This window comes from Granulicella sp. L60 (assembly GCF_009765825.1).
Taxonomy (GTDB): Bacteria; Acidobacteriota; Terriglobia; order Terriglobales; family Acidobacteriaceae; genus Edaphobacter.
Genome location: NZ_LMUR01000018.1, coordinates 1,948,782 through 1,972,207 on the forward strand (window position 1 = coordinate 1,948,782; position 23,426 = coordinate 1,972,207).

The following is a 23,426-nucleotide window of genomic DNA, read 5'->3' on the forward strand; positions in this document are numbered from 1 at the left end:
GTTATATAAGAGATAGATGCTTCCTCTCATGCAGGAAATCATCCCGTACAGCATGGCGTTATGAGTATCATGCATAAATGATCCGTGACGAATTGTCTGAGTTGTCAGCTTTTGCCACCGTCGCTCAGGAGCGCAGTTTCACAAGAGCGGCGGCTCGACTTGGAATGTCACAGTCGGCCTTGAGTCACTCGATGCGCGGCCTGGAAAAGCGACTGGGGGTTCAACTGCTGGCACGAACAACGCGCAGCGTCTCGCCAACAGCCGCTGGCGCTGCACTACTACAGGAACTTGCACCTGCGTTGGAACGGATTGAGCGCTCGGTGGCCGAAACACGGAATCAGCTTGAGAAACCGACCGGCCGAATTCGCCTGATCGTGCCGCGCCTTGTGGCGCAAATGGTGGTCATGCCTAAGCTTGCCGCTTTTGCACGCAAATACCCCGAAATCGTTTTGGAAATCACGACATCAAACGATCCCGTCGATCTGGTGGCCGGTGAATACGACGCGGGTATCCAGCTCGGCGAATTTATCCAGCGAGATATGATCGCAGTCCGTGTCACAAGAGAGATGCGGCTTGCTATCGTCGGCTCCGCTGCCTATTTCAAGTCCAATCCCATCCCGAAATATCCGCAAGATCTCAAAGATCACTCCTGCATCGGCTTTCGATTCAGCAATGGTCTATACCGGTGGGAATTCGAAAAAGGCAGCAAAGTCGTAACTGTCAGCCCGCAAGGGCACGCTTCGTTCGATGATCCCGAACTCGTCATTCAGGCAGTTGAGGCGGGCTTGGGAATCGGCTCATCCATCGAAGAACCGTTGGCCCGCCAGATTTCAAGTGGTCGCCTGGTACAAGTCTTGAAAGATTGGTGCCCGATGTTTCCTGGATATTTTCTCTACCATCCCAGCCGTCGGAATCAACCAGCCGCTCTCTCGGCGCTGATCGATACGCTCCGACATACCGATTGACCACGCGTGTCGCACATCTTCATACCTCGGCTTCTCGAAATGATCTTTCAGGTTTCCAACTGGCGATAGCAGGCCAATGCGCTCATTGAGCGCTGGATTAGTCCTCACAAACGCCGTTTTCGTCAGTATTGCGGAACCGGATGCATGCGGCCCAATGCGCGTGTTTGGTGGAGCTCCCTTCGCCTCACGGCACAAAGAACCCACCAAGCAAAGAAGAATGACTAGCTCGCGAGTCGCTCAGGATGATCCGACCTCGTAAAACGACGCAAATCTGCTGTAGGGATCAAGACGCGGCTGCCTATTCGCCGCGTAGTCAGTTGCTTGTGAGCGACGAGGTAATCAAGCGCACGCTCGCTAATGGACAACATCTGCGCTGCTTCACCTCTTCCGACGAGTAGTTTCTCGTCAGTGTTGACGTGTGCGCGTTGCGGTTTCTTTTTGGGGGGCAAGGACTCGAAACTCACGGGCATTCTCCTTTGGCGGATGACCGCAGGCGCGTAGCGACTGGGTTGCACCAGATTGAATCGAAGCGCATGTCGCGTCCAATACTTCTTAGGCATCAGGTGATGCCTCCCAACTATCACTTGCCCTCCCACCCCCGCCGTTTGCGGAGAATCAAGATAGGCAACATCAAAATGCAAGTCGAACATCCAACCATTTCTGTACTTGGTTCGGCCATCTTCGCCAGTGGAGATTCAGGGCATGGACGACTTCGCAGAATTCCGGCATTTCAAGTATCTCCTCGCGGTCGCTGAGCATAAGGGCTTTCGCGCTGCCGCAGAAGCTCTAAATACCACTCAGCCCTCTCTCAGTCGCCAGATCAAGGAATTCCAAGAGCACTACAACCTCCGACTGTTTCGACCCACGAAGGGCCGGAATGTAGAGTTGACGCCAGCTGGCGAGGCTCTCTTGGTGATTGCGAAAGATGTCCTTGAAGTTCGCGACCAAGCTCTGGCGGCGCTGGAAGCGATTCAAAGCGGTGAAGCCCAGGTCTTGAGGATAGGCTGCGCTCCCTTTGTCGACAAAGAAGTTTGCAAGAAGGCTACCGACCTTCAAAGGGCGCTGATTCCGGCGGCTTCTATTCATGTTTCGACGGGTGATACCAGTACGCTGCTGTCCGACCTAAAGAACGATGTTCTGGACGCCGTCGTTGTGAGTCTTCCCGTCGAGGATGAGGACTTGAGAGTGGAGATCATCAAGCAAGAACGGCTTGTTGTGTGTCTCCCTGTCGATCACCCGCTCAGTAGAAAGCCCGCGCTATCAGCTGAGGACTTGACCTCCAACCTCACGGTTTTCCGTCATCCCAATCAGCATCCAGAGGCCCACGCCAGATTAGTCGAATTGCTCTCAGAACTTGGAGTGCAGTTCGAAGAGCATTCGCACACGTCTCATCCGCACGAGATGCAAGAGATGGTGAAAAGCGGCTCAGGCTTTGCACTGATCCGAGAAGGAACAGTGATGCTGGACGGGTTGACGACTCGGCCCATCATTGGAGTGGACTGGACCGTCGATACAGCCTTCGTATACCGCGCTAGTCCGAAGGCTAGAATCATCCCAATCATTGGTAAGAACCTGCGAAAGCAGTTTTCGAGAATGGCTAGGATGTTGGGCAGAAAGAAAGAGCCACAAAGCGTCCGTCCAGACGAGCAAAATGGGCAGATGAAATTGCTTGGATAGCCGCGCTGATATTGGACGGATGCGAATGCGATATCCGGGAGGCATCACCTGATGCCTAAGAAGTATTAGACGAGCGGGCAACTTGCGTCCTAATGTCTCGGCATACCACGACTGCTTCACAGTCGCAGGAGGTGCCGATGTCCCGCAGTATTCGTGTCATCATTCCAAGCCAAACAGTACAGGCCGTCCGCAGTTGGGTTCGGTCTCGTCTCCTCTTCATCGGCGTGCTGCTGCTACTGCCTGTGGCAGCACACGCTCAATCGTCCCCATTTGATAGCGGCTTCACCAACCTGCAGACCCTCTTCACCGGAACGATTGCAAAGGCGGCAAGTCTCATCGCAATCGTGATCGGAGGCTACGGCTTCGCTCATGGCGAACCGGGAGCCAAGAAGGCACTCGCGGGTGTCGCAGCCGGTACGGGCATTGCCGTCATGGCGGCGAACGTCCTGAGTTGGCTTTGGGGCGCGTAACCCACCGCGTCATGCCTAACCACAACGCACCAATCCATTCCACCTTGCGAGGGGCCTATGTCGGAACAACCGAACCGGAAGCGGCGCACAAATCGCGTATTCAAAAGCTTACATAAGCCCCTTACATACCTCGGAGTGGAGCGCACACTCTTTTACTTCGTCTGCGTCGGAGCAGTTGGAGCATTCAATCTCTTCAACAGCATCCTCGCCGGCTTAGGCGTCTTCATCGCCGGTTTCATCTTCGGCCATTGGGTCACGAGCAGCGATCCGGCTTTTCTTCGCATTCTTGCAAAGTCCGAGCGTTACAAGTTGCGGTACGACGCTGCAAAGCAGCTCGTTCCCCGCGTGGAGGTTCGCTGATGCTGCGACTAGACCGAGTCATCAAGCCATGGAAAGAGAGCGCCGCTCTCAATGACCACATCAACCTTTACGGGTTTTGGAACGACACCACGTTTCTTACCAAGTCGGGAGACCTGGGAATCGTCCTGCAGATTCAAGGCGTCGATTATGAAAGCCTCGACAGCGTCGAGCAGGAATATGCCGTCAAGCGTCTTGAAGCAGCGCTCAAAGCGTTCGGAGCCGGATTCCACGTCTACCAATACCTCTTCAAATCGAACCGACCCGACATCCCATTCGCCAACTATGAAGACCCTGTTGTCGAAGCTGCTATCGACCAGCGCCGTCGCTTCTTCGAATCGAAGCGCGAACATCTTTTCGAAATCGAGATTTTCTACGTCGTGATGCTTGAAGGAGCGCGATCCAAGCGGGGCGTCGGGACAGCCATCGGCCGATTCTTCCACGACCCAGCCGGTGCAATCGAAGAACTCCGCGCTCAGTTTACGAACAACAGCATGAAGACCTTGTTGAAGGCTCAGATCGAAGCCGACCTTGCGCGACTCGATCAGAGAGTGCAAGCGTTCAATCGGCAACTGTCAGACTTCGTTTCGATCTCGATTCTGGACAAAGCAGCGCAGTTCACATTCCTGCGTCGCCTCCTCAACTATGACGAACGGTTGATTGCGGGCAAACCTCAGAGCACTCAGTTTCTCGACTATCAGATTGCGAACTCAAACATCGAGGCCGAGCGAGATCACTTGCGGGTCGGAGAGCACTTCGTTCGTGTCCTTACGATGAAGGAAGCCATCACGGAGACGAGGCCGTTGGTGTTGGACTCACTGCTGAAGATCCCGGCTAGCTTCATGGTTTGCACTGAATGGACACCTCTTCCGACGGATAAGGCTCGCAAGGAAGTGAACAAACGTCGTCGTCACTTCAATATGTCGAAGACCGGTTTCGTTTCGCAAATGGGAAACGACGCCAGCAAGACCAACCCGCGCGATGTCTTGGTTGATGAGTCCAAGCAAGCCGACATCGAAAACCTCGGAGACTGCCTTCGCGCCCTCGGCGATGGACAGTCACTTGGTGACTTCTCACTCTCGATTGTCTTGCATGGCGAATCGAAACGCGACCTGGATCAGCTTGCCGGGGAGTTCACCAGTGTCTTCACCAACGCGGACGGAAATCTCTTCACTGAGACCTACAACCAACTTAACGCCTACTTTGCCACAGTCCCAGGCAACTACGCTCTGAACCTCCGCAAGCTTTACCTGCTCAACAGCAACTACGCAGACCTCAGTTTCCTTTTCACGATCCTGCCGGGCGAAAGGCGCAATGCTCACCTCGGCACGGAGTATCTCGCTGTCCTCGAAACCGAGAACAGCACGCCCTACTTCCTCAATCTCCATAACGGTGAGGTGGCGCACACGCTGATTCTGGGCATGACAGGTAGCGGCAAGAGCTATTTCTGTAATTTCTTACTGCAAAACGCTCAGAAGTACGCGCCCCTCACGTTCATTTTCGATATCGGCGGCAGCTTCCAATCCCTCACGACAATCTTCGGCGGTTCATATCTGAACGTCGGTCAGGACACGCGCGACTTCACGATCAATCCGTTTTCGCTCGCCCCTACCAAAGAGAATCTGCAGTTTCTCTTCAGCTTCTTTCGCGTGTTGATCGAGGGCACCGAACAGCGTTACCGCCTTGACTTCAAAGAGGAGCGCAAGCTCTGGGACGCCATCGAGCGCGTTTATGTTCTGGAGCCGGGACAGCGCACCATTTCCAGCTTCGTGAACATCATCGGGGAGTTGAAGGAACGCCTGCATCGGTGGACGGCAGGAGGACAGTATGGGTTCGTCTTCGACAATCCCGAAGACACCCTATCGTTCAGCCGTTTTCAAACATTCAACTTCGCGGGCTGGGGCGATGCTCCTGAAGTGTTAGAACCGCTTTTGTTCTATGTCCTTCACCGCGCGTCGAACGAAATCGCCAACCCTCAGAAGCTCGCCACCTTCAAGATGTTTCTGTTGGACGAGGCATGGCTCTTCATCAAGAACGAGACGATACGCACCTACATCGTTCAAGCACAGAAGACCTGGCGCAAACATAATGCGGCGATGATTCTGGCAACTCAGTCCATCAAGGAACTCGAAGAGTCGGGCATGTTGCAGATTGTCTCCGAAAGCTGCCCAACAAAGATTTTCCTGGCAAACCCCGAGATGGATCGCGACCTGTACCGCGAAGCGTTCCACCTGAACGATACCGAGTTGGAACTGATTGCTGGTCTCGTGCCTCCCGGACAGATGCTCATCCGCAAGGCGCAGTCGAGTAAGAAGGTGCAGTTGAACGTGGATTCCGTCTCCCATTGGACCGCGACCAACAACGCCCGCGACAACCTCAGAAAACGCGAATACTTCGAGCGATACGGAATCGCCGACGGTTTACGAAGGCTTGCAGAAGATCACCCATTTCGACCACGCACAATGGCCGTTTCCTCCACCACCAACCGCTAAGGAGAATCACCATGAACCGCAAACTGATCGCACTTGCCGGGATCGCTCTGGCTCTCTCTCCCAACCTCATGCTCTCCGCCCAGGAGGCAACGGCTCGCACCGTGCAGTATCACTCGCAGGACATCGTGCCTATCCGCGCCAAGCTCAAGTACACGACTTTGATCCAGGTACCCGCCACCGAGAAGATCATGGAGGCGGCAACCGGCGACAAGGACTTCTGGGTAGTGGATGTTGTCGGCAACTTCTGCTTCGTGCATCCGGCCAAGGCCGGTATCAGCTCCAATCTGAATCTCATCACCGACAAAGGAAATATCTACTCCTTCACTCTCCAGGACGTTTCCAACAGTTCTGTTCCGCCCGACCTCAAGGTGCTCGTTCAACCTGCTGACCAGTCTTCGATCGTTGCGTCATCCGGCCCGGCACAATACGTTCCCGCCGCCCAGCTCGATCAGTCGAAGCAACAGCTCGCCGCGTTGCAAACGCACGTTGGGCAGGCGGTTGACGAATACAAGAGCGCTTACCAAAGCAAACTCACATTCGATTACCACTTCAAAGCGAACGAGAAGCCCTTCGATATCCAGTCGATCTATCACGACGACAAGTTCACCTACATCAAGACCAATGCTCCCGAGAAGTTCAGCGTGTACGAGATGAAGGACGGAAAGCCGAACCTCATCTCCTACGACTTGAGGGAAGGGACTTACATCATCCCGAAGGTGATGGACTCCGGCTATGTAGAACTTGGCAAGCAGAAGATGGAGTTTTCCCGCAAAGGCTAGTACCGACACCCAAGAGAGGGAGAGAGCATCATGGCAGAGACAGTCAGCACATCACAGCAATCTGAGCCGGTACTTCGGAAATGGGCCATTGACCCGCGCGGTGTTCTGCAGAAGAACATGAAGCCGCTCCTCTATCTGGGCGTGGCCCTACTCGTCATCCTTGCCGCCGTCTTCAGCTCACGCGGGAAGAAGACGCCGGCACAGGAAGCGGCGGCTCGGCATGAACCCCCGCAGCCCGTCGTGCAGGACAACAGCGAAAACAACATTCAAGACCTGAAGACTCAGCTTGCCGCCGAACGACAGAAAGAAGCCGAGCAGAATAACGCGCAGCTTGCGGCGGCAACAGATCCCTCAATGCAAATGGCTACTCCCGCCCAGAGAGCAGCCGTTGCGGGATACGGCACCACGGGCCAACCCGTCCCGTGTGTGCCAGGGCAACCTTGCCAGCAGCCGCCAGCCTATGGATACGCTCAGGGCAACGGCGGCGGACAGTTATCGGCAGTCCAACAGGCTTCGCAACAGCTTCAGGCTAAAGAGCGTGAATTGGCGTATGACTCCCGATTCTCGTCCAATCTGGTATTTGCACAGACCGCGTCACCTGCTCGGGGCCAAGGGGGAGAACAGCCCAATTCGTCTAGCGGTATTGCCGCCCCTCAACAAAGCAATCTGATGGCACCTCGCGAGGCGGGTGCGAAATCGCAGGGAGAGTCAGCAGCCGCTCCCAAACGCGCCCCGGAAGTGAATATCGACGCCGCCTCCGGTCAGCCCTACGTCATTTATGAGGGTACAACCGTGGACACCGTTCTTATGAACCGCCTAGACGGCGACGCGGTTGGCCCCGTCAAGGTGCTTGTCTCCAATCCGCTTTACTCGCATGACCACCAGCACGTTCTCATTCCTGACGGAACGATCGTGCTGGGAGAGGCGAAGAAGATTGGTGGCAGCGGCTTCGGCCAGCAGCGACGTATGGCCGTCGTCTTTCACCGGATGATTATGCCGGATGGGTACACCGTGGATTTAGACCAGTTTCACGGCTTGGATCAGATTGGTGAGGAAGGACTTAAGGACAAGGTGAACAACCACTATTTGCAAATCTTCGGAGCTTCCATCGCCTTAGGAGTAATCGCGGGTGCCGCCGAGATTACGCAGGGTGGTGGTGCTTTGACCGCCTCTGGCCCGGAGGTGTTCACTAATGGTGCGTCGGCATCCGTCGCACAGTCAGCAACGTCCGTCTTGGACCGCTTCATGCAGATACCTCCGACCATTACGATCCGCGAAGGCCATCGGGTGAAGGTCTACGTCACGCAGGATATGCTCCTGCCCGCATACGAAAACCACGCAATACCTCAATCCTTCTAGGAGGAGTCATGAAGCCATTCCTTTCAACAGTCGTTCTCGCGTCGTGCATTGCCCTAGCCGGTTGCCACAGTAAGCAAGTGGACGTGGCTGCCTTGCAGCAGCAGTACCAACATGCGCACAAGCAATATGTCGACGATTGCGTATCGCCAATGACGAGCGGAGCAAGCGCCGCACTTAGCGGGAAGACTGCGAAGGCACCGAGCCCGCAACAAGAAGCTCTACAGCAGCAGAAGTGCGACCAAGAGGCGAAAAAAGCTGGTGCTCTCCAGCAGCAGCTCCAAGCCGCTTCTCAGTAGTTATTAACCACAACCTAAACCGTCCATGCGATCTACGAAGGAGACGCAAACATGAAGCCGTTTTGTCTTAAAATCACCCTCTTGCTCGCGATTTCAGGTTCGACCATTGCCCGAGCGCAGTTCGGTTCGGGAGTGGTTTTCGATCCAACGCAGTCTGCCCACGCTCTGCAACAGATCGAGCAAGGCCAGAACATCTTCACCAACTCCGTCAAACTGGCAGACAACGCCATTTCGACGTACAACTTGGCCCATCAGATGGCGATGTCTCCCGACAGCCTCTATCGCCCCTTCATTTCCTTTTCGTCGTATTGGATGGCGATCAACCAAGCGGCGAATACCTATGGAAACTCCCAGCAATGGGTGAACTCCACGAACAACGGCGTCGGCACTCAATATGCCTATCAACAGGCCTCCATTCCACGCACGACGCAGTTGAATGGATACGGGAAGGTGAGCTTATCTTCCCAGCAACAGATCGCGGCGCAGGGTGCTACCGCCGACCTAAATGACGCTGTCACTGCCAGCAACATGCAGACGTTGGGAGTGATTCGCGCGAACGCTCAGCAAAGGCAGACGGATATCAACGCTTTACAGTCCGCCACGCAGTCAACAGACCCAGCGCAGCACACTGAACTCGCAACGCTCCAGCGAATCAATCAGGCACTGATTCTGCAACTCATGGCGCAACAGGAAGCGAATCAGATCAGCCAGGCGTATGCGCTGCAACAAATCGTGGCTCAGAAGCAGCAACAGGACCAACTAAAAGCCACCTTCCAGCAAGCTAATCACTTCCAGACGGGCTATATGGCAACGGCCCCGTCCTACAGCGGAGCAGCGGCGGCAATGCGCTACTAACCAACCGAACAGCGAGGCGGATATGGATATCTTTCTTTGGATCACGCAAGCATGCAATTCGCTCACGTCCACAATGGCCCCTTCCATTGACGCGATGGGTGTCCGTATCTGCATTGCCTTGGCAACGGTAATGCTCGTTTGGTTTGGCGTTCAAGAGGCTCTATCCTCCGCTCAGGGCGGCCCAGGCTTCAGCATGGGGAAGTTCCTAAACTTCTTCATGCTCATCACTTTCGCTTACGTCATGGTCAAGTTCTATGACTCCTCTATCCCCGGTATTGGGTACTCGCTAAAGGGGTTCATCAACGGCGGCGCACAGCAACTCGTTGACCTGATCGGGACAGACAGTGCAAACAGCATTCTCAGCACTCTGCAGCAGGCTGAAACCAGCCAAGGGCCGGGGATGATGTCTACGGTTATGAACCCCTATAACGCGATCATCTTAGCGTTGATCCAGGTTCTTCTCGCCGGGCTTTCGGCTCTCATCTCCGTCATCATCGCCTACGGTGCAGTGGCTAGCGCCATCGTGGGGCTGTTAGGTCCGATCTTCATTCCGTTCCTTGTCTTCGAGAAGCTCGAATTTCTCTTTTGGGGCTGGCTTAGAGCGTTCCTTGCGTTCTCTTTCTACAAAGTCGTCGCCGCCGCAACTCTGAGCGTTCTTTCTCAGCTCTTGGCTCACTACTACGCAATGATGAGCGGATTCACAGATCCCGCAACCATGGTTGAGAAGCTGCCCGTGCTTATCCTTTTGGTGATCGTGAATGGCTTCATTCTTCTCAAGATTCCGGCTATGACCGCGACCATCTTCTCCGGCCATGTCGGCGGCCACGACGCCGGTACAGGGATCGTTTCCAGTCTCGCAACAACCGCCGCTACTGGCGCACTGATGGGCTAAGGAGCTTCCAATGACTACAGCAACGGTAAAAGCCACCCCCGAGATCACAAGAGCCGCGGAGCGCTATCTAGAACAGTATGGCGATCCGCTGGTGATGAATACCTACTTGAAGGTCACCATCATCGCTCTTGTGGTGATTTGTCTCGCGCTCGCCGCGCTCGTCTTCAAGAGCCAGAAAGCGCTTGCTTCCATGCACCCGCTAATCGTCCGAATCAACGACGTAGGACACGCGGAAGCGATTGACTACCGGAACTTCCAGTACAGGCCCCAGGAAGCCGAGAACAAGTATTACTTGACCCGGTGGGCCGAGCTCTACTTCTCACGCAATCGCTTCACTATCGAACGCGATCAGACCAATGCCTTGTACTTCCTCAACAGTGACGTGCAAAGGGCCGTCATCGAGCAGGAGCGCAAAGACAACATCATCCAAACTTACGTCAAAGATGCGACCCTGCCGTACATCGACGTAGAGGTTAAGAACGTCGTTCTTGACGACCTTCGGCAATCCCCTTATTCGGCTCGGATTGAGTTTGAACGGGTGTACACGAATCCGGCGGATCATACCGAGCTCAAGCGGGAGCGATGGACAGCCAGCGTTACCTATGTCTTCCGCGAGAGTGTGAAGAACGATGAGCTTGCCGTTGACCCTCTCGGACTGACCATCGTTCGCTTCCGTGCCGACCAGGCGTTCAGCTAGACAGAATCAACTTTCCAGAGGCTTAGCGATGTCCAGACATGCTGCCAATCCGGCTGCTTTGCCCCACCTGTCTCTACGTGGGATGGCGCAGGAGTACGAGACCTTTCAAACCCCGGCCATAGGTTGCGATTCAAGCATGCTTGCGGGTACGAGTGCCAGCTCCGTTCGCGCGGTAATGGCGATGAACTTCTGCAGCCAAGACGCAGATGAAAACTTTGGTCCCGTATGTGTCAGCCGTCCGGTATCCCGCCTTTTGCACGGTCACTGCTTCGGGGCCTATCCGGCGCCCTGCGGCAGCTCGCTCTTCTGCTTCGGCTACGCCGCCCTACGGGTTACGGTTTCCCTTCGGGACCCTCCGTAAATGCAGAGCTTCGGCACTTGGGAGCCGGGCCCTCTTCGCTATTTAGTGACCCGAGCAAGATCGGGAAATTCAACCAAACGGAGACACCATCATGTACCAGAACAAAGTAAACCTCATCGGCTTTCTCGGCAGTGACGCAGAAGTTCGCGCCAACAACAACCGCAGCTTCACAACCCTCTCGCTGGCAACCCAGTCGTCCTACAAGAAAGACGGCAAGTACATCTCGCATACCGAGTGGCACCGTTGCGTGGTTTTCGGGAAGCTCTCTGACTTCGCCAAGACCCTCAAGAAGGGCGCACATCTCCAGGTTGAGGGTGAGCTTCGCAGCCGGGAGTACGACAGCAAGAAGACGGACAGCAAGCAGCGCATCTGGGAGATCAAGGTCGATTCGATCCTGAAGCTTGACCGCGCTGAGAAGGCCGCCCTGGAAGCAGAAGAGCACGATGACAGTCCTGTAGAGGATGTGGCCGCTTAGGCCATCCCTTTCACCCATGGAAGCCCGGCGAACGCTGGGCTTCCATCACTGGAGATCCCGCTATGAGCTTCGAGCTAATCCTTCCGTTCCTTCGCCCCATAGAGCCGCTGCTACTGGATGACAGCGTCAGCGAGATCATGGGCAATCCCGATGCCTCATGGTGGTACGAGCGCGACGGTATTGTGCGAAGGGAAGAGAGCATTTCCTTCGACGCCGGCAAGCTCCGCACCGGCCTCGAAGTGGTAGCCAACAAGCTCGGCAAGCGGTTGGATGAAGATAACCCGGTTCTCCACGCGCAGCTTCCAGACGGAAGCCGCTTGGCGGCAGTAATTCCGCCCGTCGTGCGGCCTTCGCCCGCCGTAACGATACGCAAGTTCACCAGCCGGAAGTTCACGGCTGAAGACCTGATTGCTCGCGGCGCGCTCACGCGCTCGCTCGCCGATCTCTTGGAAGAACAGATTCGCCGTGGAAAGACGCTGCTCATCAGTGGTGGAACCGGAACCGGGAAGACGACACTTCTCAACATCCTCGCGAACGCAATCCCCGAGCATGAGCGTGTGGTCGTGATCGAGGATACGTCTGAGCTTCGTATCCAGAAGCCGAACGTACTGGCGGTCGAATGCCAGACCGATACCTTCAAATCGGCCGTCACGTTCGATGACCTCTTGAAGTCAGCTCTCCGGTGGAGACCGGACCGCATCATCCTGGGAGAAGTTCGCGGAACCGAGGCGCGTACGCTGCTGGATTCCTTGAACACAGGGCACGGCGGATCGCTCGCGACTATTCATGCAAACTCCGCCGAGAAGGCACTACGTAGATTCGCCAATTTGGTTATGCGGAGTCACGCGCAAGCCACCATCTCTGACGTTGAAGCGGAAATTGCCGAGGCGGTCAATCTCGTTGTCCATGTAGAACGCCAACCGGGACGCCGTCGCATCAGCGAAGTTCTTGAGATTGAAGCCTATGATCGTCGGCTTCAACGCTTTGAAACCACCCCACTCTATCGGGCCGATTGCTCGCCGGAATCGGCTCACAACCTTACCCCCGAATCATCTCGAAAGGATGCCCACAATGCCACTGCTTGAAGTTACCCAAACCAAACAGATTAGCGCTTCGATTCGGCTATCGGAATCGACAGCAACGCAGGTCGATCAATATGCGGCCTACATCCAGGCCACCGCAGACGATGTCGTAGAGAAGGCGCTCCAATACGTCTTCGGCAAAGATCCCGGATTTCGCGAATTCCAGAAGACTCCGGAGGCTTCCAAGGTGACCGCGACTCTGCGTATCCGGAAAGCTGTGCAACCGGTGACGCCATCCGAGGGTGCAAGGAAGCCGGTTGCCCCCATGCCAACTCCGAAGAGTGAGGGTGCCAGCAGTGTTGCAGCTCGCGCATAAATTCGTTCCGGTGCAGGCACGGTGCTTCGCACCGGAAGAATTGTGACACTCCACCCCTCCGAGGGTCGTGCAGCGGTGCCACACGGATTCGTGAAGGCGAAGCAATGGCACCAGACACTTAGCGGCATGATGAATACGCATGGAGACAGAGGTATTCATACGAATACGCGATTTGGAGGCCGGAATGTCGCTACTCAAGGATGACGAAATCGCAGAGGCGGCGCAGCGGCGCGAGGTGTTCCGAGAGATCAGCGTCTCGACTCGGTTGACACGCAAGGAGACTCGGAACCTTGACGACCTTGCAAAGAGTCGCGGTGTGCAGCGCGGCGAACTCATCCGCCAGCTCATCCGCAATGAACTGGCGAAAGGTGCTGACACCTCGATCGCCAGCACGGAGCTGACCGAAATCATGGGCATTCGCCTCATGCTGACCAACCTTTTCCGCCCTCTCGCCACCGGCCAGAAGCTCACACCGGAAGCCTTCGACAACATGGTTGCCGAGGTCAAGAAACGCAAACGCAGCGTCGCGGAAGACGCGATGCAAGACCTGGAGCGTGCATGATGAACACCACACAGTGGGGCCGCAAAGAGACCATCATCTTTCCACCACACTCGCCCATATACAGCTACGGTGCGATCTTCTTCGCGCTGGTACTGACGAGCATCTTCGGCTACCTCCGCTTCACCTACGGGCAGACGCCGTTGCAGCAGTTCTACACGCCGATCTACGCAAAGAGCGCAGCAGGGGGAGCGCTCAACAGGAAGGGCAAGTATCAGCTCCTCTACATCGGAGACGGAGCGAAGTTGGCCCGCCTCGCAACCGAGCCAGACGTTCAGGAAGGAGTGACCGCCGCTCCGAACGGTAAGCATATCCCGCTTGCGGTGTCGGCCCAGGCTACCGCTCAGGGGCTACGCATTCTCTATCGCGGCCCGGAGCAGACGTTCTTCGACGCGCCGCTCCATGCCTACCTCCGCACTGCTGTTTTTGACGGCGATCAGCTCCGCAGCATCTACGCTCCGCCGCTCCTCTTCGGCTTCCTTTCGTTGCTGGCGCAGCTCCCGTTCGCCATCCGCAAAGATATCCGCCGCCGCAAAGAATTGAAGTACGGACGGCGGCTCAAAGGCCCCGTCCTGCTTACCCCGAAAGAGTTCAACAAGACCGTGAATGGCGATGGCATCGGCTTCGTCACCACCGAAGCCAAAGACATGATGCGTATCCCGTTACAGGCCGAGGCGCAGCATATCGAACTCATGGGCGACACCGGGGCCGGCAAGACGACTTTGATTATGCAGGTGCTCCGGCAGATACAGAGCCGGGGGCATTCCGCCATCGTCTATGACCCGGCTTGCGAGTTCATTCAGAGGTTCTACGACCAGAAGCGCGGCGACCTTGTGCTCAATCCTTTGGACGAACGGTGCCCCTACTGGGGACCGTCCGAGGAGCTGCGCCGCAAGGCCGAAGCCAAGGCAATCGCCGCGTCGCTCTACCAGCCGACCAGTGACAAAAAGGGTGAGTTCTTTACTGAGACGCCCCAGAAAATCTTTGCTCATCTTCTGACCTACGGCCCGAATCCGCAGCAGCTTGTGGAGTGGCTATCCAATCCTGCCGAGATCGACCAGCGAGTGCGCGGGACAGAGATGGAGGCCATGATTGCGAAGGGCGCACAGCAGCAGAGGAACGGTGTTTTGGCCTCACTGGGATTGGTGGCGGACAGCCTTCGGATGCTCCCGACCAAGGAACAGGCGAAGAACAAAACGTGGAGCGCGACCGAATGGGCGGTCGAGCGAAAGGGTTGGATCTTCATCACGTCGAGTGCCACGGAACGCGAGGCGCTGAGGCCTTTGCACAGCCTATGGATCGACCTGCTCGTGATGCGGCTGCTCACCGCGCCGCAGGAGAACCAGACTCCGGTTTGGTTTGTTCTTGACGAACTTGCCAGCTTGCAGCGTCTCCCCCAACTCCATACGGCCATCACCGAAAACCGCAAATCCAAGAACCCACTCGTTCTCGGATTTCAAGGTAAGGCTCAGTTGGAAGTCATCTACGGACATCTCGCCGAGGTCATGCTCTCGCAGCCCGCGACCAAGATATTCCTGAAAACGACGGAGCCGAAAGCCGCCGAATGGGTGTCGAACGCCATCGGCAAAATCGAGATCGAGCGTATGAAAGAGACGCACTTCGACGGATCGCGTTCCGGTAAGAACTTCACCATAGATCGTCAGGTTGAACCCCTCGTCATGGACTCTGAAATCTCCGGCTTGGAGAACCGCCATGCGTTCCTGAAGTTGGGCAACAACGTCGCCCGCTTCCACTTCGAGTACATGGACGTGGCACAGACCACACCCGGATTTGTGCCGCGCAAGGTGGAGGATGACGAGCTTCCCTTCGATCCGAAGACTCTCGTACCGAAGGCATCGGCACCCGTCGCGCCGAGTATCGACTTGGAGGCCGCCACACCCGCCCCACCACCCCTTTCATCCCCTTCGATTGCCGCGACGGAGGACGAAGACGATGCGGAGCCTGACGAGCCAACAGAAGAAGAGATCGCGTCCAGTGGAGCAAATCCCGACAGTGCGGACGACGAGCAGGAAGAGGATGTACCGATAGCAGCCGATGAAACGATTCGCGTCTGAGACCGCCCATGCTGACTATTTCCAAACCGCTCAGTTCCGGCCAGGCGCAGACGTATCACGCCAAGGAGTTCACGTCTGCCGAGCAGAACTATTGGAAACAGGGCGACACGATCCTTGGAGAATGGCAGGGACGGATGGCCGAGCAGTACGGCCTTGCCGGAGGCATTGACGCGGACCACTTCGCTCGCCTCAGTGAGGGGCAGAATCCCCTCACTGGTGAGCAGTTGGTTCGCCACCGTAGCGGTCAGGAGTACACGACTGACGACGGAACCACCGTGAAACCCGTCGAGCATCGGGCCGGTTGGGATGCCACGTTCTCAGCGCCAAAGTCCGTGTCGTTGACTGCCCTTGTCGGTGGAGATGACCGGGTGCGCGAGGCGCATCGGGAAGCTGTCACAACCGCTCTCACCGAGTTGGAGCGATACACTCAGGCTCGAATCGGCGGGAACCACGCCGCCGAAACAACCGGGAAGTTTATTGCCGCCAAGTTCGAGCATGACACCGCCCGTCCTGTCGATGGCTACGCCGCGCCTCAGCTCCACACCCACGCTGTCATCTTCAATATGACGGAGCGCGCGGACGGCTCCATTCGCGCAGTGCAGCCCCAGAGCTACTTCGATAGCCAGCAGTTTGCGACCGCTGTCTACCAATCGGAGCTGATGTACCGGCTCTCTCAGTTGGGCTATGAGATCGTGCCGGGAAGAAGCGGCGCACCCGAGATCAAAGGCTACACGCAGGAGTACCTTGACGCCTCCAGTCCCCGCAGCCAGCAGATTCGGGATTACCTCGAAAGGAGCGGCTTTGCGGGGCCAGAGGCGGCGCAGATCGCCGCTCATACCACCCGCGACAAGAAGGAGATTCATACCCCGTCGGAGGTGCTGGTTGCCCACAGGCAGGTTGCCGCAGAGTTCGGCAATCAGGCAGATCGAGTCGTCCAAGAGGCAAGAGACCGAGCAAACAGCATGGAACGGAAACCGCTTCCAGCAGCGAAACGCGTTCAGGAAGCCGTTACCTTCGCAAAGAGCCGCAACTTTGAACGAGAAGCCGTTACCGATGAACGAGACATCATGCGCGATGCCTTGCGGCGCGGTATGGGCGACCTGACCTACAGCCAGGTGCGAGGTCATTTCGAGCAGCGAGTGACCTCCGGTGAGTTCCAGATCGCACCCGGCCAGAAACATGAAACGGGCCGCCAGTTCACGACCCGCGAGGCGATTGCCGAGGAGCTTTCGACCATCAAGCAGATGCAAAAGGGCCAACAGACCGTCGAGCCGGTAATGCGTCAGGATGACGCCGCCACCCATGCCCGCTCCCGCGAGTTCCTGAATCCAGCCCAGCAACGAGCCATCGAGGAAGTGCTTACCTCGCAAGACCGAATACATGGGCTACAGGGCCTCGCAGGTTCAGGCAAGACCTCGGCTCTGTCCAGTATTCGTGAGGGTGCAGAGAAAAACGGCTACGCCGTAGAAGGTTTTGCGCCCACCAGCCGCGCTGCCGGCCAACTGCGCGATGCTGGAATTCCAGCCGACACCTTGCAAGGTTTCCTTGCACGTGGAGGCGTCGAACGGAACGCGGGAGACCCGAACGCGCGGCACCTCTACATGCTTGACGAGTCCAGTCTTGCGAGCACCCGCCAGATGCAATCCTTCCTCGAAAAGATCGGCCCACAAGACCGGGTATTGCTTATCGGCGACACACGGCAGCACCAGGGGGTAGACGCCGGAAAGCCCTTCGAGCAGATGCAGGAAGCTGGGATGCGTACCTCCCAGCTTGACCAGATCGTTCGTCAGAAAGACCCGGAACTTCTCCGTGCCGTCGAGCACCTTTCACGGAATGAGACGAGCACCGGCATTCAGCTTCTCCAGCAGCAGGAGCGCATTTCCGAGATTTCAGACAACAAACAGCGGATCGAAGCTATCGCGAAGGACTACGTTGCGCGGCCTGAGAGTACGCTCATCGTCTCGCCCGACAATGTCAGCCGTCGCGACATCAACGATGCCGTCCGCGCGGAGTTGCAGAACAGCGGTGCTCTGTCGAAAGAGAACCACCCCATGACCGTTCTCACGCAGCGGTCGGAGCTGACGAGCGCAGACCGGAACTGGGCCGCCCTGTACCAGCCAGCCGACGTTCTGTATTACACGCGAGGCAGCAAAGAACTCGGAATCGACCGTGGCACCTACGCCACCGTCGTTTCCACGAACCCCAAGGATAACCAGCTCACGGTCGAGCGGCAGGACGGCCAGCACGTCACCTATAACCCCGAAAGGTTACACGGCATCGCAGCCTACCGCGAGATCGTCCGCGATTTCTCGGAGGGAGACCGAATTCAGTTCACCGTGAGCAAGCCGGATATGGACGTGAAGAACCGGGATTTGGGAACCATCGAACGGATCGACGGCCCAGCTATGACCGTTCGCATGGATGGCGAGAAGGACCGAACTCTGACGTTCGATACATCGCAGATGCGGCACTTTGACCATGGCTACGTAGTCACGTCGCACAGCTCCCAGGGACTCACCACGGATCGTGTCCTCGTCAACATGGACACCACAACGCACCCAGAACTCATCAACACCCGATTCGCCTATGTGTCTGTCTCCCGCGCATCCCAGGACGCGCGAATCTATACCAACGACGCTTCAACGCTCGCCGAACGCCTCAGCACCGACATTAGTAAAGCCTCGGCCGTCGAGATTCCAAAAGCCAATTCTGAGGCACATACCCCGCAACCCCAACCCAAGGAGCAAACCATGACCAACACAAGAGAGCAGACCCAGGAAGAGCAGCGTCGGCAGTTCCATCATGAGGCTCAGATTCCAGCGAGCGATAAAGTGCGAACCCAAAGCGAAACCGAGCTCCGTCACTACACACCTTTACAGACTGCGTTGCCGAATGAGGCGTCCGGCTACGATTGGAAACGCGAGACAGGCGACATCCAGAGCTATCAGCACAACCAAACGAACGGATGGTTGCATATCGACCCGCAGGGACAGTTTTACGATAGACAGGTCCAAGCTATTTCACGCGATCAGGCACTCGAACACGCTCATCATCCCACGTCTCATTCAATCGGCAACAACGATTCTGGTCAAACATTGACTAAGGCTTCCGTGGTAACAGACAACGCAATCAGCCTTTGACCATCAACGTACATGACTAAGAAGACTTCAGTGAAGAGAGTTCAAGAAGGTCTCTGCGGATTGACCCTCTGCAACCCTGAACGGGCATTGCGTCGCTACCACACGGCTCAATCGACCCAAGCTCATAAAAGTGCCAGGGCGATAGAACAAAAGATATCGCAGGGTTGGCCGAGGCTGCTCTAGCTCTCGCTAGCATTTCGGAGCTGTTCGCGCAGTTTATGAGGAAGTTCTGGTCAATATAGGTATGCAATCAATGCCTCGCCGCAGTATTGCCATTCAATGCTTGGGAAACTAGTAGCCTCGCGTCCATGCGTCGAAACAGCGATTGAAATTCTGCTCCGCAATGACATCCAATCCAAACAAAACCCGGCTATTTCGTCTCAAGATCATTAGCTGCTGCCAAAGTACAGGAGTCTGTGCAAGTGCAATCAAGCAGGACCGAATTACCATGCAGCCCCGCATAGGGCTGACATCTCCGCTGTACAAATGGGCCAAAAGCTGTCTGAACATTCCGAACCTCACTTGGGGGTTCGCCTGCGGGGATGCAATGACCTCGATAGCTTGCTTGAGGGGTGCGACTTCTGGATCGTATTGAGATTGTCGAGCACACTCAATAAGCACATCGCCATCCAGGTAAGTACCAGCGTATTCAAATCCAACGAGCTTAGCCGTCGCTTCGACGTACTCCTGTCTCGATATGGTTCCCGAATCTGCGAGACGTGCAAGGACGCATTGTGTCCAGGCACCGGAGACGCCAAACATGCCGGCCCCCAAGTGCGATTGGATAACGTCATCCGTCCATAGAACGGCGTTCTCCTGAGTTGATAATGCGATCGCCTCAGCGCCATATAAACCCACGAAATCTATTACAGTCTTTCGCTCTTCCGGTGACCAAGCCGCCAGCTGGGTAGGGGGAAGTCTTTGCACCTTTGACTCAAGTTCCCTGATGAATTCTTCGTCTCTTGCCAATCTGCGCTTCTTCTCTTCAGCACTCTCTTGATACATTCGATACTCACCGTCCTCGAATGCGAGAATCCCGCCGTCTGATATCTCCGTCACTCCGGGACCCAGTGTTTCAGCTAATTCAAGCCACGTCGATTCAGACATCCCGAAGCGGTATACCGGCGACGATAGAGCATCGGTCAATCCCAAAAGCCTCAGAGTGGCTATTGCTGACAGGTCCAGAACGATTAGCTTAGCGTTGGCCAATGAAGCGGAAGCTCGCTGATATTCGTCGCTCGTCCCTACGGCGCATTTGACTGCCAGCTTTTCCGTAGAAGCAATGTTAACGAGAGCTTCATAGGCATTCCTTCCAACATGCGCTCCGTATAAATGCAGCGACATCGGCATAGTCTGATAGACCTTCCGCATCTCTTCAACACGAAGGGAACGCGACTGTGCCGAAGCGAGCACGGCGGCGAGTCCTAACTGCAAAGGATGATCCGCTGGCTCTATCGTGATGGATTCCACAACATGAGAGCCGGGGAATAGCTCAGAGATAGTAGCGAGCGTTGCGTGATGACGCCGAAGATACTTCGGCATGATCTGCTTGATGACACCATCAATGTCGCGGATATTTTGCTTGACGATTATAAAGCTATCTCCGACTTTCTTGCCGAGCAGTTCGGCAGTCCGCGGATCGCTTTGCGAAATTTCGTCAAAGTCTCGAACGGGGTGGTCGGTCTCTTCGAGCACGATCCACTTCAGTTCGCCATTCGGCAACACTTGATATTGAACCGCCGCTCCCATTTCCACTACTGGAAGTGCTATCTCGGGAATCGCGAGGCTTCCAGTCGCGAGAACGCTCTGCATCATTGCTTGATGAGCGTCTAGTTCATCGAAGTGATTCCGCAAATAACGGTAGGCGTAATCCACGGCCTTAGCTTTATCTGGACCCTGACTGAGAACACCGACGGCAACCCTAATATAGCGATCTGGGAGTTCTTCGACTGTGGGCAAATCGACAATAGAGGATTTGACCAACTCAGGTTTGCGATGGAGAACTCCTATTGTCGATAAACGTAGCTGCGCAAGCTTATGGTCGAGGTTGTCCTCCAAAAACGCTGTCAGTCTAGTGATTGCCTTGGGAATGTTGTATTTCTCAAGGAATTGAACCTCAAACTCGACCTCATCCCATGTCCGCCCCGGTCGTTCAGACAGCTTATCGAACACCTCCATGATGAGATCGTGACGCTCTAGTTTGAACGCACAATCGACGAGGAACCTCAGTTCAAAGCCGGGCAAATCTCGTTCATAAAGTTCTTGGAATAAAGAAAGTGCATCTCCAGGTCGCTGGAGTCGCATGAACGTTCGGGCCAAGAAATCCTTTGTTTCGGTACTAACCTCATCCGTACACCGTGACTTGGAATCCAGGGCAATCTCCACTGCCCGGTTCGCATCCGGTTCGATAGCGCTCTGGAGTGCAAGTTCGGTTACGACATCGAGCTTTCCTGACAGACTATTGAGATAAACTTGAGCAACGTCGATAGCGTTCCGGCGAAGCATCGCCTTTACTGCCATGATCGCTGCTGGTGCCAACATTGGTTGCGGAAGCTGCCCCGTAATTTCACGAAGAATAGCGATTCCCTTATCCAAGTTAGCTTCGCTGCCCGTGGCAATCAGCGCGTGCGTCTGCATGACTCGTACCGGAAGAGCTGGTGAAACTTCGTTCAGCTTTTCCGCTGCATCCGCCGATTCTTGAAAATTGCCGGCCGCCAAATGGCTTTCTGCCAACGCCAGCAGAGCATCCGGATGTCCAGGAAGCAGAGCGAACGCCGTCGCTGCGTCTTTGGAGCCTTCAGACGATTTGCCTTGCGCTAACAGCGCCCGGCACCTGACAAGTAAAATCTCTACCTGGGTAGGCTTTGTGCCTTCGCGAGCCGCAAAGGTCAAAGCTTCTGACGCGAGCTTTGCTGTTTCCTCTGCGTGCGCAATCAAGTCTTCTTTATTCGACGGTCGGCTATTCAAAGTGCGAATAGTCCGCCTCAATTCAATCTGCGCAAGTATGGAGAAAGGTTGCGACGTTTCTGGACGAATCTTCTTGAGGATCAAGGCATACTCGCCAGCTAATTCAAGCTCGTCATGTTGTACCCCTCGCTGCGCGACGGCAAGGGCAACGTCGGCATCGGCTCGGAGAATGGGGCCAACCTGATCGGCAAGCTCTGAAGTTTTCGTTTCTTCCGGAGCAGTCATGATCCAAAAGGATGCTAGGCGACCAGAGGCAGGGTATATCGCCCGCAGTGATGATGCCTTGCCGAAGGCAGTCACGTGGTCTCGAATTAGGTAATACGCTAAGACTTCGTTTACGCGCGCCAGTTCATTCTCGGGTTCATATTGCAATGCTTGCAAGAATAGCTGGGACGCTTCAGCCAGCTTACTTTCCTGCAAAGCCGCAAATGCCAAGTTCGACGCCAAGCGGAAGCGATGGTATGCCGTAAGCTTCGCGACGTGCTTTTCCTGCACTCTCTTGAGCAGCGTCTTGCCCTCGTCTGTATACCCGGCACGAACACGATCGCGTGCATAGTCGATATCGAGATCAATCTCACTGTTGTCGCTTTGCACCTGAAGCTTTGACAAACTTTCTCGAATGACTCCAAAGCTCTCGTTTGTCTGTGTCACTGCTGACAGGAGCGTGGTTCTAGTGTCCTGATCTTCGGCTTCCTTCTGACGAAAGAACGCTTGGACCGCCTGCGTGGGCATCACGCTTGTGGCAACAAAATATCGCACATGGAGATCAGAGTTATTTCGCACCCTCCGTGCGAGATCGACATTCAACTGACGCCAGGGTTTGATTTTCGCGCCCAAAGACGCAATTAGCGCTTCGCCGCAAATGTCCCATTGAAACCCTTTCAGCTTCTCGTACTCTCCAGTCACCGAATCGAAAGCCTGCCTAATTTCCTCGCTGGGGAGTGTGTGAGGCCATTCAGCAAGCAGTTTTTCTGCAGGCTCCGTAAGGCCTCCCGGTGCCCAGATCTCATAAGCCACTCCTCCGGAAGCAAGAAACGGTGTCATTGAATCGTGCAACATGAGTTTGACAAGCTCCCGCAGGAGCTGCGGCTTCGTCACGGGAGATGCTTGATTCTTGCACTGCACTATAGTTCGCAATATCCCGTCGTTATAGACAAGAACATCGCGTCCCTGATCGCCGGAAGCCTTCACCAGGACGACTTTTGCTTGGGGATTAAGCGGGTCACCACAAAGGATCTGATAAGAAAGCACTTCGAACCGGGGTCCGCCCAACTGCGTGAACGGCAGCGTTTCGGCGTTCGTATCAGATGGACGCTCGGTTACAGCAGACTCTTCGGCAGCAATGTCGTCGGCAGGCACCAGTTCATAGAATTGCGGGATGTGAGACAAGGGGTTGTTCACGGAATCCTCGGCGAATAAAAAGAGAATAGACCTACGGGATGCTTAAATCCGACCTTCTATCGGAAGATAGTTTGGTGGAACTCTCTTACGTCCCAGACACAACTGTCACCACATCGTGATTGTCGCTTTGGACCCGCCAGCTAGGTACACCACTGGACGGTACCGTCCCGCAAAATGAAGTGTGACCTACAGCCGCGCGTCCTCCATACAG

Annotated in this window: 19 protein-coding genes; 17 read left to right on the forward strand and 2 right to left on the reverse strand. The window is 55.7% G+C overall.

What is annotated here, in order from left to right; genetic code table 11:
- The first annotated feature begins 77 nt into the window (after nucleotides 1–77).
- The 17 genes from GSQ82_RS18385 to mobF all read left to right on the forward strand — a co-directional run bounded on the left by GSQ82_RS18385 (nucleotide 78) and on the right by mobF (nucleotide 18,847).
- Nucleotides 78–965: a LysR family transcriptional regulator gene (locus GSQ82_RS18385; protein ID WP_158793599.1), complete on the forward strand. Its 888-nt coding sequence runs from the start codon at nucleotides 78–80 to the stop codon at nucleotides 963–965.
- Nucleotides 966–1,667: 702 nt separating this feature from the next.
- Nucleotides 1,668–2,642 (forward strand): LysR family transcriptional regulator, encoded by a 975-nt coding sequence (locus GSQ82_RS18390; protein WP_158793600.1) that lies wholly within the window; start codon nucleotides 1,668–1,670, stop codon nucleotides 2,640–2,642.
- 137 nt (nucleotides 2,643–2,779) lie between these two features.
- Complete coding sequence (locus GSQ82_RS18395) at nucleotides 2,780–3,112, forward strand: TrbC/VirB2 family protein (RefSeq protein WP_158793601.1); 333 nt, start codon at nucleotides 2,780–2,782, stop codon at nucleotides 3,110–3,112.
- A gap of 57 nt (nucleotides 3,113–3,169) precedes the next feature.
- Nucleotides 3,170–3,472, forward strand: a complete 303-nt coding sequence (locus tag GSQ82_RS18400; protein ID WP_158793602.1) for a VirB3 family type IV secretion system protein — start codon at nucleotides 3,170–3,172, stop codon at nucleotides 3,470–3,472.
- Nucleotides 3,472–5,961, forward strand: a complete 2,490-nt coding sequence (locus GSQ82_RS18405; RefSeq protein ID WP_158793603.1) for a VirB4 family type IV secretion system protein — start codon at nucleotides 3,472–3,474, stop codon at nucleotides 5,959–5,961. The genes GSQ82_RS18400 and GSQ82_RS18405 overlap by 1 nt, the downstream gene beginning before the upstream one ends.
- 11 nt (nucleotides 5,962–5,972) lie before the next feature.
- Nucleotides 5,973–6,740 carry a TrbG/VirB9 family P-type conjugative transfer protein gene (locus GSQ82_RS18410; protein WP_158793604.1) on the forward strand — a complete coding sequence of 256 codons (768 nt, stop codon included), beginning with the start codon at nucleotides 5,973–5,975 and terminating at the stop codon, nucleotides 6,738–6,740.
- Nucleotides 6,741–6,770: 30 nt separating this feature from the next.
- Nucleotides 6,771–8,099, forward strand: a complete 1,329-nt coding sequence (locus tag GSQ82_RS18415) for a TrbI/VirB10 family protein (protein ID WP_158793605.1) — start codon at nucleotides 6,771–6,773, stop codon at nucleotides 8,097–8,099.
- Between the two features lie 8 nt (nucleotides 8,100–8,107).
- The gene (locus tag GSQ82_RS18420) at nucleotides 8,108–8,395 is read left to right on the forward strand and encodes a hypothetical protein (RefSeq protein ID WP_158793606.1); all 288 of its coding nucleotides are present in this window, start codon (nucleotides 8,108–8,110) and stop codon (nucleotides 8,393–8,395) included.
- Nucleotides 8,396–8,446: 51 nt separating this feature from the next.
- Complete coding sequence (locus GSQ82_RS18425; protein WP_158793607.1) at nucleotides 8,447–9,250, forward strand: hypothetical protein; 804 nt, start codon at nucleotides 8,447–8,449, stop codon at nucleotides 9,248–9,250.
- A 22-nt stretch (nucleotides 9,251–9,272) separates the two neighbouring features.
- A complete protein-coding gene (locus GSQ82_RS18430; RefSeq protein WP_158793608.1) occupies nucleotides 9,273–10,142 on the forward strand; it encodes a type IV secretion system protein in 870 nt (289 codons plus the stop codon).
- 10 nt (nucleotides 10,143–10,152) lie between these two features.
- Nucleotides 10,153–10,839, forward strand: a complete 687-nt coding sequence (locus GSQ82_RS18435; RefSeq protein WP_158793609.1) for a VirB8/TrbF family protein — start codon at nucleotides 10,153–10,155, stop codon at nucleotides 10,837–10,839.
- Between the two features lie 452 nt (nucleotides 10,840–11,291).
- Entirely contained in the window at nucleotides 11,292–11,675 is a 384-nt protein-coding gene (locus GSQ82_RS18440; RefSeq protein WP_158793610.1) for a single-stranded DNA-binding protein, read from the forward strand.
- A gap of 62 nt (nucleotides 11,676–11,737) precedes the next feature.
- Nucleotides 11,738–12,760: a CpaF family protein gene (locus GSQ82_RS18445; RefSeq protein ID WP_158793611.1), complete on the forward strand. Its 1,023-nt coding sequence runs from the start codon at nucleotides 11,738–11,740 to the stop codon at nucleotides 12,758–12,760.
- Nucleotides 12,747–13,073, forward strand: a complete 327-nt coding sequence (locus GSQ82_RS18450; RefSeq protein ID WP_216847110.1) for a hypothetical protein — start codon at nucleotides 12,747–12,749, stop codon at nucleotides 13,071–13,073. The genes GSQ82_RS18445 and GSQ82_RS18450 overlap by 14 nt, the downstream gene beginning before the upstream one ends.
- A 184-nt stretch (nucleotides 13,074–13,257) precedes the next feature.
- On the forward strand, nucleotides 13,258–13,635 hold the full coding sequence (locus GSQ82_RS18455) for a ribbon-helix-helix protein, CopG family (RefSeq protein ID WP_158793612.1): 378 nt from the start codon (nucleotides 13,258–13,260) through the stop codon (nucleotides 13,633–13,635).
- Nucleotides 13,632–15,707, forward strand: a complete 2,076-nt coding sequence (locus tag GSQ82_RS18460) for a type IV secretion system DNA-binding domain-containing protein (protein ID WP_254061741.1) — start codon at nucleotides 13,632–13,634, stop codon at nucleotides 15,705–15,707. The genes GSQ82_RS18455 and GSQ82_RS18460 overlap by 4 nt, the downstream gene beginning before the upstream one ends.
- Nucleotides 15,708–15,715: 8 nt before the next feature.
- A complete protein-coding gene (gene mobF, locus GSQ82_RS18465; RefSeq protein WP_158793613.1) occupies nucleotides 15,716–18,847 on the forward strand; it encodes a MobF family relaxase in 3,132 nt (1,043 codons plus the stop codon).
- A 291-nt stretch (nucleotides 18,848–19,138) separates the two neighbouring features.
- Here mobF and GSQ82_RS18470 read toward each other — a convergent pair whose 3' ends face one another.
- Together GSQ82_RS18470 and GSQ82_RS25805 are read right to left on the reverse strand one after the other, a co-directional pair.
- A complete protein-coding gene (locus GSQ82_RS18470; protein ID WP_158793614.1) occupies nucleotides 19,139–23,215 on the reverse strand; it encodes a tetratricopeptide repeat protein in 4,077 nt (1,358 codons plus the stop codon).
- 140 nt (nucleotides 23,216–23,355) lie between these two features.
- On the reverse strand, nucleotides 23,356–23,426 hold a 71-nt coding region (locus GSQ82_RS25805; protein ID WP_371417236.1), incomplete at its 5' end, for a DUF6527 family protein.

Bases quoted from the DNA above. Each gene is read 5' to 3' on its own strand.
- GSQ82_RS18385 (WP_158793599.1), top strand. From the start codon at position 78: ATGATCCGTGACGAATTGTCTGAGTTGTCAGCTTTTGCCACCGTCGCT.
- GSQ82_RS18390 (WP_158793600.1), top strand. From the start codon at position 1,668: ATGGACGACTTCGCAGAATTCCGGCATTTCAAGTATCTCCTCGCGGTC.
- GSQ82_RS18395 (WP_158793601.1), top strand. From the start codon at position 2,780: ATGTCCCGCAGTATTCGTGTCATCATTCCAAGCCAAACAGTACAGGCC.
- GSQ82_RS18400 (WP_158793602.1), top strand. From the start codon at position 3,170: ATGTCGGAACAACCGAACCGGAAGCGGCGCACAAATCGCGTATTCAAA.
- GSQ82_RS18405 (WP_158793603.1), top strand. From the start codon at position 3,472: ATGCTGCGACTAGACCGAGTCATCAAGCCATGGAAAGAGAGCGCCGCT.
- GSQ82_RS18410 (WP_158793604.1), top strand. From the start codon at position 5,973: ATGAACCGCAAACTGATCGCACTTGCCGGGATCGCTCTGGCTCTCTCT.
- GSQ82_RS18415 (WP_158793605.1), top strand. From the start codon at position 6,771: ATGGCAGAGACAGTCAGCACATCACAGCAATCTGAGCCGGTACTTCGG.
- GSQ82_RS18420 (WP_158793606.1), top strand. From the start codon at position 8,108: ATGAAGCCATTCCTTTCAACAGTCGTTCTCGCGTCGTGCATTGCCCTA.
- GSQ82_RS18425 (WP_158793607.1), top strand. From the start codon at position 8,447: ATGAAGCCGTTTTGTCTTAAAATCACCCTCTTGCTCGCGATTTCAGGT.
- GSQ82_RS18430 (WP_158793608.1), top strand. From the start codon at position 9,273: ATGGATATCTTTCTTTGGATCACGCAAGCATGCAATTCGCTCACGTCC.
- GSQ82_RS18435 (WP_158793609.1), top strand. From the start codon at position 10,153: ATGACTACAGCAACGGTAAAAGCCACCCCCGAGATCACAAGAGCCGCG.
- GSQ82_RS18440 (WP_158793610.1), top strand. From the start codon at position 11,292: ATGTACCAGAACAAAGTAAACCTCATCGGCTTTCTCGGCAGTGACGCA.
- GSQ82_RS18445 (WP_158793611.1), top strand. From the start codon at position 11,738: ATGAGCTTCGAGCTAATCCTTCCGTTCCTTCGCCCCATAGAGCCGCTG.
- GSQ82_RS18450 (WP_216847110.1), top strand. From the start codon at position 12,747: ATGCCACTGCTTGAAGTTACCCAAACCAAACAGATTAGCGCTTCGATT.
- GSQ82_RS18455 (WP_158793612.1), top strand. From the start codon at position 13,258: ATGTCGCTACTCAAGGATGACGAAATCGCAGAGGCGGCGCAGCGGCGC.
- GSQ82_RS18460 (WP_254061741.1), top strand. From the start codon at position 13,632: ATGATGAACACCACACAGTGGGGCCGCAAAGAGACCATCATCTTTCCA.
- mobF (WP_158793613.1), top strand. From the start codon at position 15,716: ATGCTGACTATTTCCAAACCGCTCAGTTCCGGCCAGGCGCAGACGTAT.